Annotated in this window: 13 protein-coding genes; 1 reads left to right on the top strand and 12 read right to left on the bottom strand. The window is 60.8% G+C overall.

Features of this window, described 5'->3' with window-relative positions; genetic code table 11:
* Window positions 1-152: 152 nt before the first annotated feature.
* Genes J3P93_RS06865 through zwf form a run of 3 tightly spaced genes read right to left on the bottom strand, consistent with a single transcriptional unit; the run spans window position 153 to window position 3,002 of the window.
* A complete protein-coding gene (locus J3P93_RS06865; protein ID WP_090285536.1) occupies window positions 153-818 on the bottom strand; it encodes a bifunctional 4-hydroxy-2-oxoglutarate aldolase/2-dehydro-3-deoxy-phosphogluconate aldolase in 666 nt (221 codons plus the stop codon).
* 17 nt (window positions 819-835) lie between these two features.
* Window positions 836-1,549, bottom strand: coding sequence for a 6-phosphogluconolactonase (pgl, locus tag J3P93_RS06860; RefSeq protein ID WP_434596061.1), 714 nt, complete (start codon window positions 1,547-1,549; stop codon window positions 836-838).
* Entirely contained in the window at window positions 1,536-3,002 is a 1,467-nt protein-coding gene (gene zwf, locus J3P93_RS06855) for a glucose-6-phosphate dehydrogenase (RefSeq protein ID WP_434596060.1), read from the bottom strand. The genes pgl and zwf overlap by 14 nt, the downstream gene beginning before the upstream one ends.
* 226 nt (window positions 3,003-3,228) lie before the next feature.
* Here zwf and J3P93_RS06850 point away from each other — a divergent pair, with 226 nt between their 5' ends.
* Window positions 3,229-4,089: a MurR/RpiR family transcriptional regulator gene (locus J3P93_RS06850; RefSeq protein ID WP_169842436.1), complete on the top strand. Its 861-nt coding sequence runs from the start codon at window positions 3,229-3,231 to the stop codon at window positions 4,087-4,089.
* 122 nt (window positions 4,090-4,211) lie between these two features.
* Here J3P93_RS06850 and J3P93_RS06845 read toward each other — a convergent pair whose 3' ends face one another.
* The 9 genes from J3P93_RS06845 to J3P93_RS06805 all read right to left on the bottom strand — a co-directional run bounded on the left by J3P93_RS06845 (window position 4,212) and on the right by J3P93_RS06805 (window position 14,873).
* Window positions 4,212-5,066 carry a D-hexose-6-phosphate mutarotase gene (locus J3P93_RS06845; protein WP_336355260.1) on the bottom strand — a complete coding sequence of 285 codons (855 nt, stop codon included), beginning with the start codon at window positions 5,064-5,066 and terminating at the stop codon, window positions 4,212-4,214.
* A gap of 113 nt (window positions 5,067-5,179) precedes the next feature.
* On the bottom strand, window positions 5,180-6,529 hold the full coding sequence (locus J3P93_RS06840) for a carbohydrate porin (protein WP_434596058.1): 1,350 nt from the start codon (window positions 6,527-6,529) through the stop codon (window positions 5,180-5,182).
* A gap of 221 nt (window positions 6,530-6,750) precedes the next feature.
* Window positions 6,751-7,911, bottom strand: coding sequence for an ABC transporter ATP-binding protein (locus J3P93_RS06835; RefSeq protein WP_434596056.1), 1,161 nt, complete (start codon window positions 7,909-7,911; stop codon window positions 6,751-6,753).
* A gap of 2 nt (window positions 7,912-7,913) precedes the next feature.
* Window positions 7,914-8,759 (bottom strand): carbohydrate ABC transporter permease, encoded by an 846-nt coding sequence (locus tag J3P93_RS06830; protein ID WP_016773534.1) that lies wholly within the window; start codon window positions 8,757-8,759, stop codon window positions 7,914-7,916.
* Complete coding sequence (locus tag J3P93_RS06825) at window positions 8,752-9,660, bottom strand: carbohydrate ABC transporter permease (protein WP_042607263.1); 909 nt, start codon at window positions 9,658-9,660, stop codon at window positions 8,752-8,754. Before J3P93_RS06825 ends, J3P93_RS06830 begins: the two co-directional genes overlap by 8 nt.
* A 118-nt stretch (window positions 9,661-9,778) precedes the next feature.
* On the bottom strand, window positions 9,779-11,080 hold the full coding sequence (locus J3P93_RS06820) for an ABC transporter substrate-binding protein (RefSeq protein ID WP_093099046.1): 1,302 nt from the start codon (window positions 11,078-11,080) through the stop codon (window positions 9,779-9,781).
* Window positions 11,081-11,198: 118 nt separating this feature from the next.
* Window positions 11,199-12,458: an AGE family epimerase/isomerase gene (locus tag J3P93_RS06815; protein ID WP_434596053.1), complete on the bottom strand. Its 1,260-nt coding sequence runs from the start codon at window positions 12,456-12,458 to the stop codon at window positions 11,199-11,201.
* Window positions 12,459-12,682: 224 nt separating this feature from the next.
* Window positions 12,683-14,152 carry an ATP-binding protein gene (locus J3P93_RS06810; protein ID WP_434596051.1) on the bottom strand — a complete coding sequence of 490 codons (1,470 nt, stop codon included), beginning with the start codon at window positions 14,150-14,152 and terminating at the stop codon, window positions 12,683-12,685.
* Window positions 14,142-14,873 (bottom strand): response regulator, encoded by a 732-nt coding sequence (locus tag J3P93_RS06805; RefSeq protein WP_434596049.1) that lies wholly within the window; start codon window positions 14,871-14,873, stop codon window positions 14,142-14,144. Before J3P93_RS06805 ends, J3P93_RS06810 begins: the two co-directional genes overlap by 11 nt.
* Window positions 14,874-14,889: the final 16 nt, after the last annotated feature.

Here is a 14,889-nt window from a genome sequence, read left to right as displayed (position 1 = left end):
TTAGCGCCACGCCAAAACGGCCGTGCGGTAACTGTGTATCGCATGATTTCCTGGCGCTTTTTTCAGGCAAAAAAAACGGTGCACCGACCAAGCGCACCGTAAAGCCGTAGAACACACAACGAAGTGTCAGGTAACAATTGAATCCGGCGGTATCAGTCCAGCAGCGCCAAGGCTTCAGCGGTGCACTCCTGAATACGTGCCCAGTCGCCGTTCTTGATCCACTCCGGATCGAGCATCCAGCTACCGCCCACGCACATGACGTTTTTCAGCGCCATGTAGCTCTTGATGTTGGCCGGGCCGACGCCGCCGGTCGGGCAGAATTTCACTTCGCCGAACGGGCCGCCAAGGGCCTTGATCGCCGCCACGCCGCCGCTGACTTCCGCCGGGAACAGCTTGAAGCGGCGATAACCCAGACCGTAGCCTTCCATGATGCCGGAGGCGTTGCTGATCCCCGGCAACAGCGGAATCGGGCTGTCGACGCTGGCTTCGAGCAGGTCACGGGTGATGCCTGGAGTGACGATGAATTGCGAACCGGCCGCTTCCGCCGCCGCGAGCATGTTGCGATCGAGCACGGTGCCGGCACCGGTCATCAGTTCCGGACGCTGTTCGCGCAGGATCTGGATGGCCTTGAGGCCGAACTGCGAACGCAGGGTCACTTCCAGCGCGGTCAAGCCACCGGCGGCGAGGGCGTCGGCCAGTGGCAGCACGTCCTGTTCGCGGGCGATGGTGATCACCGGCAGGATCCGCGCCTTGGCGCAGAGGCTGTCGATCAGGGCAACTTTGTCCGCCATGGAAACGGTTGGGGATGCAATTGTCATAGCGGCTGTTCCTTGGCTCATGGGCACCAGTAAATCTCTAACGTAGGTTGCAGGAATGCGCGCACCGGCATGGCCGCGACGTCATCGGATGCCAGCGCGGCATTCAGGGTGGTCAGTTTCGACTGACCGGAAATCGACAGGATCTTGTGTTTCGCCGAGGCCAGCAGTGCCCGGCTCATGGTCAGGCGTTGACGCGGCACGCTTGGCGCCAGCATCGGCCAGCAACGGCGCGTGCCGTCGGCCTGCAAGGCTTCGGTCAGATTGGGGCTGTCGGGGAACAGCGACGCGGTGTGGCCGTCGTCGCCCATGCCCAGCACCAGCACGTCGATCGGCGGCAGCTCGGCGAGCAAACGGTCAGCCTGTTCGGCGGCCTGCTCAACGTTGGCTGCCGCGCTGTAGAGACTGAGAAATTGCGCCTTGGCCGCCGGCCCTTTGAGCAGGTATTGCTTGAGCAGGCCGGCATTGCTGTCGGCGTGTTCGACCGGCACCCAGCGCTCGTCGGCGAGGGTCACGATGACCTTCGACCAGTCCAGATCCGCTTTCGCCAGGTGCTGGAAAAACGCCACCGGGCTACGACCGCCGGACACCACCAATACCGCGTTGCCACGTGCGCCAATGGCTTCGCGCAATTGCGCCGCCACGTTCAGCGCCAGGCCTTCGGCCAACGACATCGGGCTGTTGAATTCATGGGCATTGACGCCCGCAGGCAGTTGCACATCAGATATCGCCATACCACGACCTCCCGTCCCGCGTGATCAGTGCGATGGAGCTCATCGGCCCCCACGACCCGGCCGCGTACGGCTTGGGCGCGTCACCGGATTTTTTCCACCCGGCGATCAGCTGGTCACACCACTTCCACGCGGCTTCGATTTCATCTTTACGGACAAACAGGTTCTGATTGCCGTTCATCACTTCCAGCAACAACCGCTCGTAGGCATCGGGGATCCGCGCGCTACGCCAGGTGTCGGAGAAATTCAGTTGCAGCGGCCCGCTGCGCAGCTGCATGCCTTTGTCCAGGCCCTGCTCCTTGGTCATCACACGCAAGGAAATGCCTTCGTCCGGTTGCAGGCGGATGATCAGTTTGTTGCTGATTTGCAGGCGCTGCTCCGGGGCGAAAATGTAGTGCGACGGTTCCTTGAAGTGGATGACGATCTGCGACAGCTTCTGCGGCATGCGCTTGCCGGTGCGCAAATAGAACGGCACGCCGGCCCAGCGCCAGTTGCGGATGTCGGCACGCAGGGCGACGAAGGTTTCGGTGTCGCTCTGGGTATTGGAATTCGGTTCTTCGAGGTAACCCGGAACGGATTTGCCTTCGCTGTAGCCGGCGATGTACTGGCCGCGCACCACTTGCGTGGTCAGGCCTTCCGGGCTGATCGGCGCCAGCGCCTTGAGCACTTTCACTTTCTCGTCACGGATGCTGTCGGCGGACAGGTCGGCCGGCGGGTCCATGGCGATCAGGCAGAGCAGCTGCAACAGGTGATTCTGGATCATGTCGCGCAACTGGCCGGCCTTGTCGAAATAGCCCCAACGGCCTTCGATGCCGACCTTCTCAGCCACGGTGATTTCCACGTGGGAGATGTAATTCTGGTTCCACTGGGTTTCGAACAGGCTGTTGGCGAAACGCAGGGCGATCAGGTTCTGAACGGTTTCTTTGCCCAGGTAGTGGTCGATACGGTAGGTGCGGTCTTCCGGGAAGAACTGCGCCACGGCGTCATTGACCTTGCGCGAAGATTCGAGGTCGGAGCCGATCGGCTTTTCCAGCACCACGCGGGTGTTCGCGGCCAGACCGACTTTCTCCAGGTTCTCGCAGATCGCGCCGTATACGGCTGCCGGCGTGGCGAAGTAGGCAATCATGCGTTGGCTGCTGCCGGCCAGTTCCGCCAGCGCAACATAGTCTTCAGCCTTGAGGAAATCGACGTGCAGGTAAGTCAGGCGCGCGAGAAAACGCTCGGCCACGGTTTCGTTCAGCTCTTTGCCGACGTAGCGGCGCAGTTCGGCGGCGATGAACGCCATGTGTTGCTGCTCGCTGCCGGCTTCACGGGCCAGCGCGATGATGCGCGTGTCCTCGTGCAACAGGTCAGCGCCATCGAGGTGATAAAGGGCAGGAAACAGCTTGCGCAGGGCGAGATCGCCAAGGGCGCCGAACAAGGCAAAGGTGCACGGTTCAACCGTAATCGAAGGCATGATGTTTGTTCTTTTATCAAGTTAAGCTACAAATACCTTTTTTCAAGGCATCACTCAAGGGAAAATGTAGTAATAACCACAACATTTTCGCAAAATACAGATTCCGAGTGGTGGACGCTCGGACGCATCAGTAGGATAGGCCACCGTTACGGGCCATATCAAAGGCCCAATTTGCATAGCCCGGCGCACCTTTGCGTCGGTGAATCAGGAATTCCATATGGACCGCGTGCGAAATTTACTGGAACAGATCCAGAGTCGCCTTGAAGAGCTGAACAAGGCCGAACGTAAGGTCGCCGAGGTGATTCTGCTCAACCCGCAGCAGGCCACCCGCTTCAGCATCGCCGCCCTCGCCCAGGCGGCATCGGTGAGCGAGCCGACGGTCAACCGTTTCTGCCGCTCGTTCGGTGTCAGCGGCTACCCCGAACTCAAGCTGCAACTGGCGCAGAGCCTGGCCAGCGGCGCGGCGTACGTCAGCCGCGCGGTCGAGGCCGACGACAATCCCGAAGCCTACACGCAGAAGATCTTCGGCAGCGCCATCGCCTCGCTGGACAGCGCGTGTCAGGCACTCGACCCGAACCTGATCAGCCGCGCCGTCGACCTGTTGATCCAGGCCCGGCAAATCCACTTCTTCGGCCTCGGCGCTTCGGCCCCGGTGGCGCTGGATGCGCAGCACAAGTTCTTCCGCTTCAACCTGGCGGTGACCGCGCACGCCGATGTGCTGATGCAGCGAATGATCGCTTCGGTGGCGCACACCGGCGAGCTGTTCGTGATTATTTCCTACACCGGGCGCACCCGTGAACTGGTGGAAGTGGCACGTATCGCACGCGAGAATGGCGCGTCGGTATTGGGCCTGACCGCAGAGAATTCGCCGCTGGCCAAGGCCAGCACCCTGAGCCTGAACATTCCGCTGCCGGAAGACACCGACATCTATATGCCGATGACCTCGCGGATCATTCAGTTGACCGTGCTGGATGTGTTGGCGACGGGGATGACCTTGCGCCGTGGCGTGGATTTCCAGCCGCATCTGCGCAAGATCAAAGAGAGTTTGAATGCCAGCCGGTATCCGGTTGGGGATGAGTTCAACTGATCTCTGACGGCTGATCGTTCCCACGCTCTGCGTGGGAATGCCTCAAGGGACGCTCCGCGTTCCAGCTCCGAAGGGGACGCAGAGCGTCCCGGGCTGCATTCCCACGCGGAGCGTGGGAACGATCAGGCCGCCGCCCACGCCTGCAAACTCAAATGCGCCTTTTCCCCCGGCGCCAGATGCAGGCTGTCCGTCCCGCCCGCCGCCGCTTCCACACAGACAAACTCGGATATCTCATCCCAGCTCACCCCGAGCAACGGCCGCGCGCCCGGATGCCAGACCACGGTGTCGCCGCTGTCGCCGGTATCGATGCACAACTCGCGCTGCCAGGCGTGATCCTTGAGCTGCAATTCGCCGTCATGCTGAAACACCCGCTGGCAGCCGCCCTCCACGCGCAATTCGCCTTCCTGCTGGCAAACCTGACGATTCAACTGATCATAACCCTGCGCACCTTCGAGCCCAGACAGCGCTATCTCACCAACATCGCCAATACGCCAGTAAGCATGCAAAGCCTGGCTCAACTGGCACGGCATGTCGTCCTGATGCTCGGTGCTCAAGCGCAATTCCATGCGTTCGCCCAGGTGCGCGTGCAGGTCGACCTGCCAGTCGCACAGTTGCAATTGCCAGTGCAGGCGCACGCCGTCCTCGGCGCTGCTGCTGTCGAGCAGTTTCCAGTCGAGCAGGCGCGCCCAGCCATGCGACGGCCACGCATTTTCGCTGGGATGACGGCCATACCACGGCCAGCACACCGGCACACCGCCGCGGATCGCGCCGACATGCGGCCACTTCGCCGCGCACCACAACCACGGTTTTTGCCCGCGCGGCTGAAAGTGCAGTAATTGCGCGCCCTGCCGACTGAACACCGCCTGACATAACGGATGATCGATCACCAGCACATCGCGCAGCTGATAGCGTTCCCAGGCGAACACCGGTCGCTCGCGCAGGGATTTGAAGAAGCGTTGCAGCGGATGCTCATGCATTGGCCACGGTTCCGAATTCACGTGTTACGGGGATTACCGCCCCTCAAAAAAAAGCGGACAGCCTGGGCTGTCCGCAAATATGCGCACATAGAGAGGAGCTTATCGCAGACGCGTTAGAACGTTGACTGAATTTTCAGGCCAGCGACCAAAGCGTTGTCCACTTCATCCACACCGCCCGGATGAGTGATGTATTGCAGGTTGGGACGCACGGTCAGCCAGTTGGTGACGTGGAAGCCGTAGTTGAGCTCGTAGTTGTATTCGGTTTCACGAATCGGCGAGAACACTGGATTGTCGTAGTCCGACACACCGTTGGAAGCGTTCAGCAGCTCGGCGTTTTTCTTCACGTCATCGTTGACGTGGATACGCGCCGCACCGATACCGATGTCATCTTTCGGACGGGCATCGAACGGACCTTTGTAGACAAACATCACCGACTGGTAGTTATCGATGAAGTTGGTGTCCTTGTCGTGGAAGGTCGCGTTGGCCGCGATGTTCAGGCCGCGAGTGGCGTCACCGTTGTGGCTGGTGAGTTGCTGTTGCGCGACGAACCAGTAACCGCTCTTGCTGTTGTGCGACTTGTAGGCGTCGCCCGTGGTCGCTGCGTCGAAACCGTTGACGTCTTCGCGAACGTCGTCGGCATCAGCCGTGCTCTTGTAGTAACCGACGCGGTATTCGCCCGGCAGGCTGTTGACCTTCGGCGACCAGACCAGTTCGACCGGCAGAACAGTACCCTTGGTGCCGCTGCCGCTGAGTTTGAAGCCGTTGCCGTGTTCCAGCTGCGACGGGTTCTGGTTGTACGCACCGATCTGCGCGTAGAGCTCGTCGTTGATGTTGTACTTCACACGAATCGCAGCCTGGCTGACGGGCCAGTTGTACCAGATGTTGGTTGCCCAGTTACCCACTTGCGAACCGCAGAACGCGAGGTTCTGGAAGTCGCACGGGAAGGTGTTGAAGTCTTCGCCTTCACCGAAGTAACCGGCCTTGACGTCGAGTTTGTTGTCGAAGAACTGGTGCTGAATCCACAACTGGGTCAGACGCACCATGTGCCCACGACCGTAGACTTCCTGCGAGGAGCTGAGGGTGCCGGCACGCGGATCGCCAACGCGGTCGTTGGAGATGTTGTAACCGTTACGGTTGGTCAGCTGGATCTTCGCCTGGGTGTTGTCCCAGCCCCACAGCTTTTGCAGGTCGAGTGCCACGCCCAGACCGAACTGGTCAGCGTAACGCGCGGTCTTGTCGTCGTTGTACCCACCGTTCAGGTTGCCACCGACTTCCCCAACGTAGTCAGCCTTGATGTCGATACCCTGCTCGATCAGCTTGGTCCGCTCACCGCCCCAGTCACCGGTCATCCATTTGGAGTCGGAGCTGAACGCATCCGCCGCCATCGCGTTACCGGCCAGCACCAGTGCTGCCGCCGCAGAAACCTGGCAGATCAACCGGGCATTGACGTGTTTCTTTTTCATCCCTACATCCTCGTCTTTATTGTTATTAACTGTTTTTATCTAACGCGGTTTACATAAAGTGCGATGGATTACAGGCAATCCACCGCGTGCTCCTTTTTGTGGAACCGATCCTTGTGGGAGCTGGCCTGCCAGCGATGGCATCGACCCGGTTCGACGACCGACCGAGTTGCCCGCATCGCTGGCAGGCCAGCTCCCACAGGACAGCATTCCAACCATGTTTTTCAGCGGCCTTTGAATTGCGCCACGTTCGCAGGCCGCGCATCGGTCTGCGGTTGGCCGGCAGTGCCGAGGCGCTCACCGGTTTTGGCATCAAACAACAACACTTTCGACGGATCGAACTGCAGCGTCAGGCTCTCGCCCACCTGCGGTGCCACGTCTGGCGCCAGTCGGCAGCAGACTTTGGTGTCATTCAAATTGACGAACACCAGGGTGTCCGGACCGGTCGGTTCAGTGACTTGCACTTCAGCACGAATGCTCGGCAGGCCATTGCCCTCGCCGCTTGCCAGACAGATCTGCTCAGGGCGCAGGCCGAGGATCACTTCGCGGTCTTCAAGCCCGGCGTCCTGCATGCTCATCGGCAACTCGCAACGCGCCTGGCCGCTGTCAAGCAGCGCCAGCAAACGCCCGTCCTTGCGCTGCAAGCGCAGCGGAATGAAGTTCATCGGCGGCGAGCCGATGAAGCTGGCGACGAACAGGTTGGCCGGATCGTTGTAGATATCCTTAGGGGTACCGAACTGCTGAATGATTCCGTCTTTCATCACCGCGACTTTATCGCCCAGGGTCATCGCTTCGATCTGGTCGTGGGTCACGTAAACGGTGGTGGTTTTCAGACGCTGGTGCATCAGTTTCATTTCGGTGCGCATCTCGACGCGCAGCTTGGCGTCGAGGTTGGACAGCGGTTCGTCGAACAGGTAGATCTTCGGTCGACGTGCCAGCGCACGGCCCATCGCCACGCGCTGTTGCTGCCCGCCGGAGAGCTGACCCGGCTTGCGGTTGAGCAAGTGTTCGATCTGCAGCAGCTTGGCCACGCGCGCGACTTCTTCGTCGATCGCTGCCTGCGGCATCTTGCGGATCTTCAGGCCGAACTCGATGTTCTCGCGCACGCTCATGGTCGGGTACAGCGCGTAGGACTGGAACACCATGGCGATGTCACGATCCTTGGGGCTCATGCCGCTGACGTCCTGATCGCCGATCATGATCGCGCCGCCGGTAATGGTTTCCAGACCGGCGATGCAGTTCATCAAGGTCGATTTGCCGCAGCCCGACGGGCCGACGAGGATCAGGAATTCGCCGTCCTTGATCGACAGTTCGATGTTCTTCAGGGTGTCCGGCAGGCCGGCACCGTAAGTCTTGTTGACGTTGCGAAGTTCGAGCGTTGCCATGATTACCCCTTGACCGCGCCGGCCGTCAGCCCGCGCACGAAATACTTGCCTGCGACCACATAGACCAGCAGGGTCGGCAGGCCGGCGATCATCGCCGCTGCCATGTCCACGTTATATTCCTTGGCGCCGGTGCTGGTATTGACCAGGTTGTTCAGCGCCACGGTGATCGGCTGCGAATCGCCGCTGGAGAACACCACACCGAAGAGGAAGTCGTTCCAGATCTGGGTGAACTGCCAGATCAGGCAGACCATGATGATCGGCGTCGACATCGGCAGAATGATCCGGCGGAAAATCGTGAAGAAACCGGCACCGTCCAGACGCGCCGCCTTGACCAGCGCATCGGGGATGCTCACGTAGTAGTTACGGAAGAACAGCGTGGTGAACGCCAGGCCGTAAACCACGTGCACGAAAACCAGGCCAGTGGTGGTGCTCGCCAGACCCATCTTGCCGAGGGTGAACGAGGCCGGCAGCAGCACGGTCTGGAACGGCAGGAAGCAGCCGAACAGCAGCAGACCGAAGAACAGCTGCGAACCACGGAAGCGCCACATCGACAGTACGTAACCGTTCAACGCACCGATGGCGGTGGAGATGATCACGGCCGGCACGGTGATCTTGATCGAGTTCCAGAAGTAGCCGTCAACGGTAGCCCAGGCCTTGACCCAGCCGATGCCGCTGACCACGGTCGGCCAGCTCAACAGGTTGCCGGTGCTGATGTCTTCCGGGGTCTTGAAGCTGGTGAGCAACATGACCACCAGCGGCACCAGATAGAGGAATACCGCGAGGATCAGCACCGCGTAGATCGCGATGCGGCTGAAGCTGATCGCAGGTTTGGCAGCGAGACTAGTCATTGCGCTTGGTCCTCAGCTCGGAATACAGGTAAGGCACGATGATCGCGAGGATCGCACCGAGCATCAGAATCGCACTGGCCGAGCCCATGCCCATCTGGCCGCGACTGAAGGTGAAGGAATACATGAACATCGCTGGCAGGTCGGAGGAATAACCCGGACCGCCCGCGGTCATCGCGGCGACGAGGTCGAAGCTCTTGATCGCAATGTGCGCCAGAATCATCACCGCACTGAAGAACACCGGACGCAGGCTGGGCAGCACCACTTTCCAGTAGATGCGCGGCATGCTCGCGCCGTCGATTTGCGCGGCACGGATGATCGATTGATCGACGCCACGCAGGCCGGCGAGGAACATCGCCATGATGAAGCCCGAGGCCTGCCATACAGCGGCGATCACCAGGCAGTAGACCACGCGATCAGGGTCGATCAGCCAGTCGAGACGGAAGCCTTCCCAGCCCCAGTCACGCAACAATTTGTCCAGGCCCATGCCCGGGTTGAGCAGCCATTTCCAGGCGGTACCGGTAACGATCATCGAGAGCGCCATCGGGTACAGGTAAATGGTGCGGATAAAGCCTTCGCGACGGATGCGCTGGTCGAGGAACACCGCCAGCAGCACACCGATCACCAGGGTGATGCCGATGAACATGCCGCCGAACACCGCAAGGTTCTTGCTCGCGACCCACCAGCGGTCGTTGTCGAACAACCGTGCGTATTGCGCCAGACCGGCCCACTTGTAGTTGGGCAGAAAAGTCGAGGTAGTGAACGACAGAATGAACGTCCACAGGATGTAGCCATAGAAGCCCACCAGCACGATGAACATGCTCGGCGCCAGCACCAGTTTCGGTAGCCAGCGCTGCAATGCATCGAACGGCGAGGCCTTGCTGAACACAGCAACAGAACTCATGAGCAAATCCATAAAAAAAGAGAAGAACAGCTACAAGCTGCAAGCTGCAAGACCGACATCGCGCAAGCTTTTAACTTGCAGCTTGAAGCTCGTAGCTTGCAGCTCGCCGCCAAGGCGCCTATTTGGCTGACTGAACCGCCGCGCCGAGTTTCTTCGCCGCATCGGCCGGGTCGGCTTTCGGGTCGTTGATGTAGTTGGTGACTACGTCAAAGAACGCGCCCTGCACCGCCAGCGTGGTCGCCATGTTGTGCGCCATGCTCGGTTGCAGGCCGCCGGACTTGGCGTCCGCGAGGAAGTCTTTGGCAGCGGTCTGTGCGCAGGAGTCGAAGCCGAGCTTGTCCATGTTGTTCAACATGTCGTTGCGTACCGGGATCGAGCCTTTGTTGATGCTGAAGACTTTCTGGAAGTTTTCACCCAGCACGACTTTAGCGATGTCCTGCTGACCGGCCGCAGTACCTGCGTCCTTCTGCTTGAACACGGCGAGCGAGTCGATGTTGTAGGTGAACGCTTTGTCGGTGCCCGGGAACGCTACGCACTCGTAGTCCTTGCCGGCGACTTTCCTGGCCGCGGTCCATTCGGACTTGGCCCAGTCACCCATGATTTGCATGCCAGCCTTGCCGTTGATGACCTTGGCCGCTTCGAGGTTCCAGTCCTGACCTTTGCCGTCAGCGTCCATGTAGGTCGCGACTTTCTTCAACTCGGTCAGCGCCTTGACCATTTCCGGGCCGGTCAGCGCTTTGTTGTCGAGATCGACCAGGGCTTTCTTGTAACCGTCGACCCCCATGACCGAGAGCACCACGGCTTCGAACACGGTGCTGTCCTGCCAAGGCTGACCGCCGTGGGCGAGCGGAATGAAGCCTGCGGCTTTCAGCTTGTCGCCAGCGGCATAGAACTCTTCAAGAGTGGTCGGGTTCTTGGTGATCCCGGCTTTCTTGAACACTTCCGGGTTGATCCACAGCCAGTTGACGCGGTGAATGTTCACCGGCACGGCCACGTAATCACCGTCGTACTTGACGGTGTCGGAGACTTTCTTGTCGAGCAGGCTGTCCCACTTTTCCGACTTGGCGACGTCTTTCAAAACGTCGGTGTCGAGCAGGCCGGTTGACGCCCATTCCTGGATGTCCGGACCTTTGATCTGCGCAACGCCCGGCGGGTTGCCGGCAACGGCACGGCTTTTCAGCACGGTCATGGCAGTCGCACCGCCACCACCGGCGACAGCGCCATCCTTCCAGGTGAAACCGTCTTTTTCGACTTGAGCCTTGAGCACATCGACGGCGGCTTTTTCGCCACCGGAGGTCCACCAGTGCACGACTTCGACCGAACCTTTGGATTCGGCAGCGGAAACACTGAGCGGCAGGATTGCGAGCGGGAACAGGGAGGCGACAGAAATGACAGTAGCGAGGCGAGAAATCGCATTCATTCGAAATGTACCTTTCTTGTTGTTATGCATTGCAAGTCTGGTGCTTGCGCTGCACGGAGTTTAAACAGAGCGTTTCCCCTCGCAGGTAACGAAGGGACGCGCAAATGTCACGACATGGTTACACAGGACTGCCTTGGGATAACTGCGCCAAAGCCATGGCCATGCTCGGTGCCAGCGGCAATCGCGGAATCAAAACGGCCTGCCAGGCGTGATACAGATCAGGCTTGCCCGGCCAGATATCGGCACTTGGCCGGTTCTGCGGATCGAGTTCGTGGTGCCAGCTGCCGTTGCAGCGGTCGATGAAATGCAGATCGCAGAATTCCCAGAACAGTCGGTACCAGTTCTCGTATTGCGCCTCGCCGGTGCGCTTGAGCAAGGCACTCGCGGCGGCGCTGGCTTCGGCGTGGGTCCAGTGCAAACGATGGCGGACCACCGCTTTGTTGGCCCAATCGAGGGTGTAAACGATGCCCGGCGCACCGTCGACGTTCCAGCCGTGGCGGCAGTTGTTGTCGAAGAGTTTTTGCGCGTCAGTGGCGAGCCACCCCGGCGTGAGCATGCCGGCCCGAACCCGCGCCGCTTCGAGGTGCAACAACAGCCGCGCCCACTCGAAACCGTGGCCCGGCGTGGTGCCGTAGGGACGGAAGCCGTCGGCGGGATTGTCGTGGTTGTATTCGCGCAGCGGTTGCCAGTCGCGATCGAAGTGTTCGATGACCCTGTAATCGTTGGCCGCAGCGTGACCATGGATCACGCGTTCGACGATGCGCTGGGCGCGCACCAGCCAGCGCGGGTCTTCGGTGACATCGGCGAGCGCGAGGAACGCTTCGGTGGCGTGCATGTTGCTGTTGGCGCCGCGATAGGCCTCCTCTTCGCTCCAGTCGCGGTTGAAGAATTCGCGCATGGCGCCCTCTTCTTCGCTCCAGAAATACGTGTCGATGATGTCGATCGCGTCATCCAGCAAAGCCTGGGCGCCGGGGCGCTGTGCAACCACGGCGGAACTGGCGGCCAACGCGACAAAGGCGTGCAGGTAGGCATTTTTGCCGGTGTTGTCGTCGCGGTGTTCGGCGACCGCGAACCAGCCACCGTGCAGCGCATCACGCAACGGCCCGCGCAACGCGGCGATGCCGTGGTCGACCAGTTCGGCAAACCCCGGCAGGCCCTGAATGTGGGCCATGGCGAAGCTGTGGGTCATGCGTGCGGTGTTCATGGTTTCGGCTTGCGCGTTTGCCGGCAAACGGCCGCGTTCGTCGAGATTGCCGAAACCTTCGGGAAGTCGTGCTGCCTTGGCGAAATCCAGCAGGCGCAAGCCTTCGGCGGCGAGCCATTGCTGGTGGGCAGGTGCGTTCAGCCAACTGCTGAAGCCTGGGTGAAAGGTGTCCATGGAGTGACCCTTTTTGTTGTTAGGACTGCGGGCAGTCTAAACAACGGGCCGGGGTGGGCTTGTAACGAAGGGGACGGGGTTTGTCACCGCCCTGTGACATTTGTATTGATGCATCTGACGTCTTCGCGAGCAGGCTCGCTCCCACACTCCACCGCATTCCTTCAGTTGGAACGCAATCACCTGTGGGAGCGAGCCTGCTCGCGAAGAACGATAACGCGGTCTGACTAATCCACACTGCGCGGCAACTGCAACGTCACCCGCAACCCCCCTTCACGCAGATTCTGCAACGTCACTTCCCCACCATGACTGTGAGCAATATTGCGCGCAATACCCAGCCCCAGCCCATAACCCTGCTGCTGCCCGGCCAAGCGGAAATGCGGTTCGAACACCTGCTCCAAACGCTGCTCCGGCACGCCCGGGCCTTCGTCGTCGACGTGCAGCACGAACGCGCTTTCATCATCATCGATGTGCAGATGCGCGTTCTGCCCGTACTTGAGCGCGTTATCGATCAGGTTGCCGATGCAGCGTTTCAACGCCAATGGCTTGCCCGGATACGCCGTCAGCGCACGGCCGTGCTGGGTCACGCGGCCGTTGCCGTTCGGTGCCAGGTACGGCTCGACCAGACAATCGAGCACATGATTGAGATCCACCGGTTCGATGTTCTCGTGGATATCAGTGTCCTTGACGCATTGCAGCGCGCCTTTGACCAACAGCTCCAGCTCATCCAGATCACGGCCGAACTTGGCTTGCAGTTTTTCGTCTTCGAGCAGTTCGACGCGCAAGCGCAAACGGGTGATTGGCGTGCGCAGGTCATGGGAAATCGCGCTGAACAACTGGCTGCGTTCGGTCAGGTAACGGCTGATGCGCTCGCGCATGGTGTTGAACGCGCGGCCCACTTCTACCACTTCGCTGCCGCCGCCCTCGGCCACCGGTTCGACGTCGGCGCCCAGCGACAAATCCCGCGCCGAGCGCGCCAGACGCTTGAGCGGGCGGCTCTGCCAGTGCACCAGCAGGCCAATGAACAACAGCAGAAAACCGCTGGTGAGCACGATGAACCAGACCTGCTGCGACGGCAGACCTTGCTCTTCGAGACTGGTGTAGGGCTCGGGCAACAGCGAGGCGATGTACAGCCATTCGCCAGGGGCCATTTGAATTTGCGTGACCAGCACCGGCGGATTGACCGGCTCGAGCGTCAGCGCGTAATGCGCCCACGAGCGCGGCAGCTCATCGAGCTTCAAGCCGGCATTGAAGATGCGCAGGTCCTCGGGGCTGACGAAGGTCACCGAGATATCGGTGTCATGCCCGAGGGTCTGGCGCAGCACTTCATCCACCGCTTGCATCACCGCCGCTTTGCGCGGGGTGACTGGCAGCACGTCCATGCCCAGCGGTTTGTCATTCAGGGTCACGACAAAACGCGTACCGCCCATGCTGCGCAACTGGTCGAGCACCAGCGGCCGGTAGGCCACCGGCAGCGAGCGAAAATAGCTGACGCTGGCGGTCATCGAATGGGCCAGGCTGCGAGCGCTGGTGACCAGCCCTTCGAGCTGCGTCGCGCGCAGCTGCGAAACCCAGATCACGCTCGACAGGGTTTGCGCAAACAGCACCGCGAGCAGGGTCAACAGCAACATGCGCCCGAGCAACGAGCGTGGCACTGGGACTTTCGCGACGAGTCTGCGCAGCGACTCAGTGAGCATTGCCGGCAACCACGTTGGCTGCCAGTTGATAGCCGCTGCCGCGCACGGTGCGGATCAGCCGCGGCGGTTTTTCGGTGTCGCGCAGACGCTGGCGCAAGCGGCTGACGGCCATGTCGACGATCCGATCGAGCGGCATCAGGTCGCGGCCACGGGTGGCATTGCCAATGGTGTCGCGGTCGAGGATTTCCTGCGGGTGATCGAGGAACAGTTTGAGCAGTGCGAAATCGGCACCGGAGAGAATCACTTCCTCGCCGTCGGTGTGAAACAGCCGATGACTGACCATGTCCAGCCGCCACTCGTCGAAGGCCAGCACTTCACTGCCGCTGCGTTCGTGGGCGAATTGCGCGCGGCGCAGCAGGGCCTTGATCCGCGCTTGCAGCTCGCGCGGGCTGAACGGTTTGCCGAGGTAATCGTCAGCGCCGAGCTCCAGACCGATCACGCGGTCGGCTTCGTCGGAACTGGCGGTCAGCATGATGATCGGCACCTGCGCCTGACGCGGATGCTGGCGCACCCAACGGCACAGGCTGAAGCCGTCTTCGTCGGGCAGCATGACGTCGAGAATCACCAGATCGCTCGGCGCCTCGTTGAGCGCCTGACGGAAACCGGCCCCGTCGGCGGTGGCGCGTACCTGAAACCCGGCGCGGGTCAGGTAGGTTTCCAGCAACTCGCGTATCTCCTGATCGTCATCGACCAACAATATCGACTTGTTGACTGAGCTCACTTCGAAGGCATCCTTG

Source organism: Pseudomonas sp. R3-57, from assembly GCF_051132065.1.
Classification (GTDB): domain Bacteria; phylum Pseudomonadota; class Gammaproteobacteria; order Pseudomonadales; family Pseudomonadaceae; genus Aquipseudomonas.
The sequence above is the reverse complement of the archived record's forward strand: the minus strand, read 5'-3'. Positions and strand labels throughout refer to the sequence as shown.

What these genes read in the sequence shown, in the direction of transcription:
- J3P93_RS06865 (WP_090285536.1), bottom strand. Translation starts at nt 818, where the DNA reads ATGACAATTGCATCCCCAACCGTTTCCATGGCGGACAAAGTTGCCCTG.
- pgl (WP_434596061.1), bottom strand. Translation starts at nt 1,549, where the DNA reads ATGGCGATATCTGATGTGCAACTGCCTGCGGGCGTCAATGCCCATGAA.
- zwf (WP_434596060.1), bottom strand. Translation starts at nt 3,002, where the DNA reads ATGCCTTCGATTACGGTTGAACCGTGCACCTTTGCCTTGTTCGGCGCC.
- J3P93_RS06845 (WP_336355260.1), bottom strand. Translation starts at nt 5,066, where the DNA reads ATGCATGAGCATCCGCTGCAACGCTTCTTCAAATCCCTGCGCGAGCGA.
- J3P93_RS06840 (WP_434596058.1), bottom strand. Translation starts at nt 6,529, where the DNA reads ATGAAAAAGAAACACGTCAATGCCCGGTTGATCTGCCAGGTTTCTGCG.
- J3P93_RS06835 (WP_434596056.1), bottom strand. Translation starts at nt 7,911, where the DNA reads ATGGCAACGCTCGAACTTCGCAACGTCAACAAGACTTACGGTGCCGGC.
- J3P93_RS06830 (WP_016773534.1), bottom strand. Translation starts at nt 8,759, where the DNA reads ATGACTAGTCTCGCTGCCAAACCTGCGATCAGCTTCAGCCGCATCGCG.
- J3P93_RS06825 (WP_042607263.1), bottom strand. Translation starts at nt 9,660, where the DNA reads ATGAGTTCTGTTGCTGTGTTCAGCAAGGCCTCGCCGTTCGATGCATTG.
- J3P93_RS06820 (WP_093099046.1), bottom strand. Translation starts at nt 11,080, where the DNA reads ATGAATGCGATTTCTCGCCTCGCTACTGTCATTTCTGTCGCCTCCCTG.
- J3P93_RS06815 (WP_434596053.1), bottom strand. Translation starts at nt 12,458, where the DNA reads ATGGACACCTTTCACCCAGGCTTCAGCAGTTGGCTGAACGCACCTGCC.
- J3P93_RS06810 (WP_434596051.1), bottom strand. Translation starts at nt 14,152, where the DNA reads ATGCTCACTGAGTCGCTGCGCAGACTCGTCGCGAAAGTCCCAGTGCCA.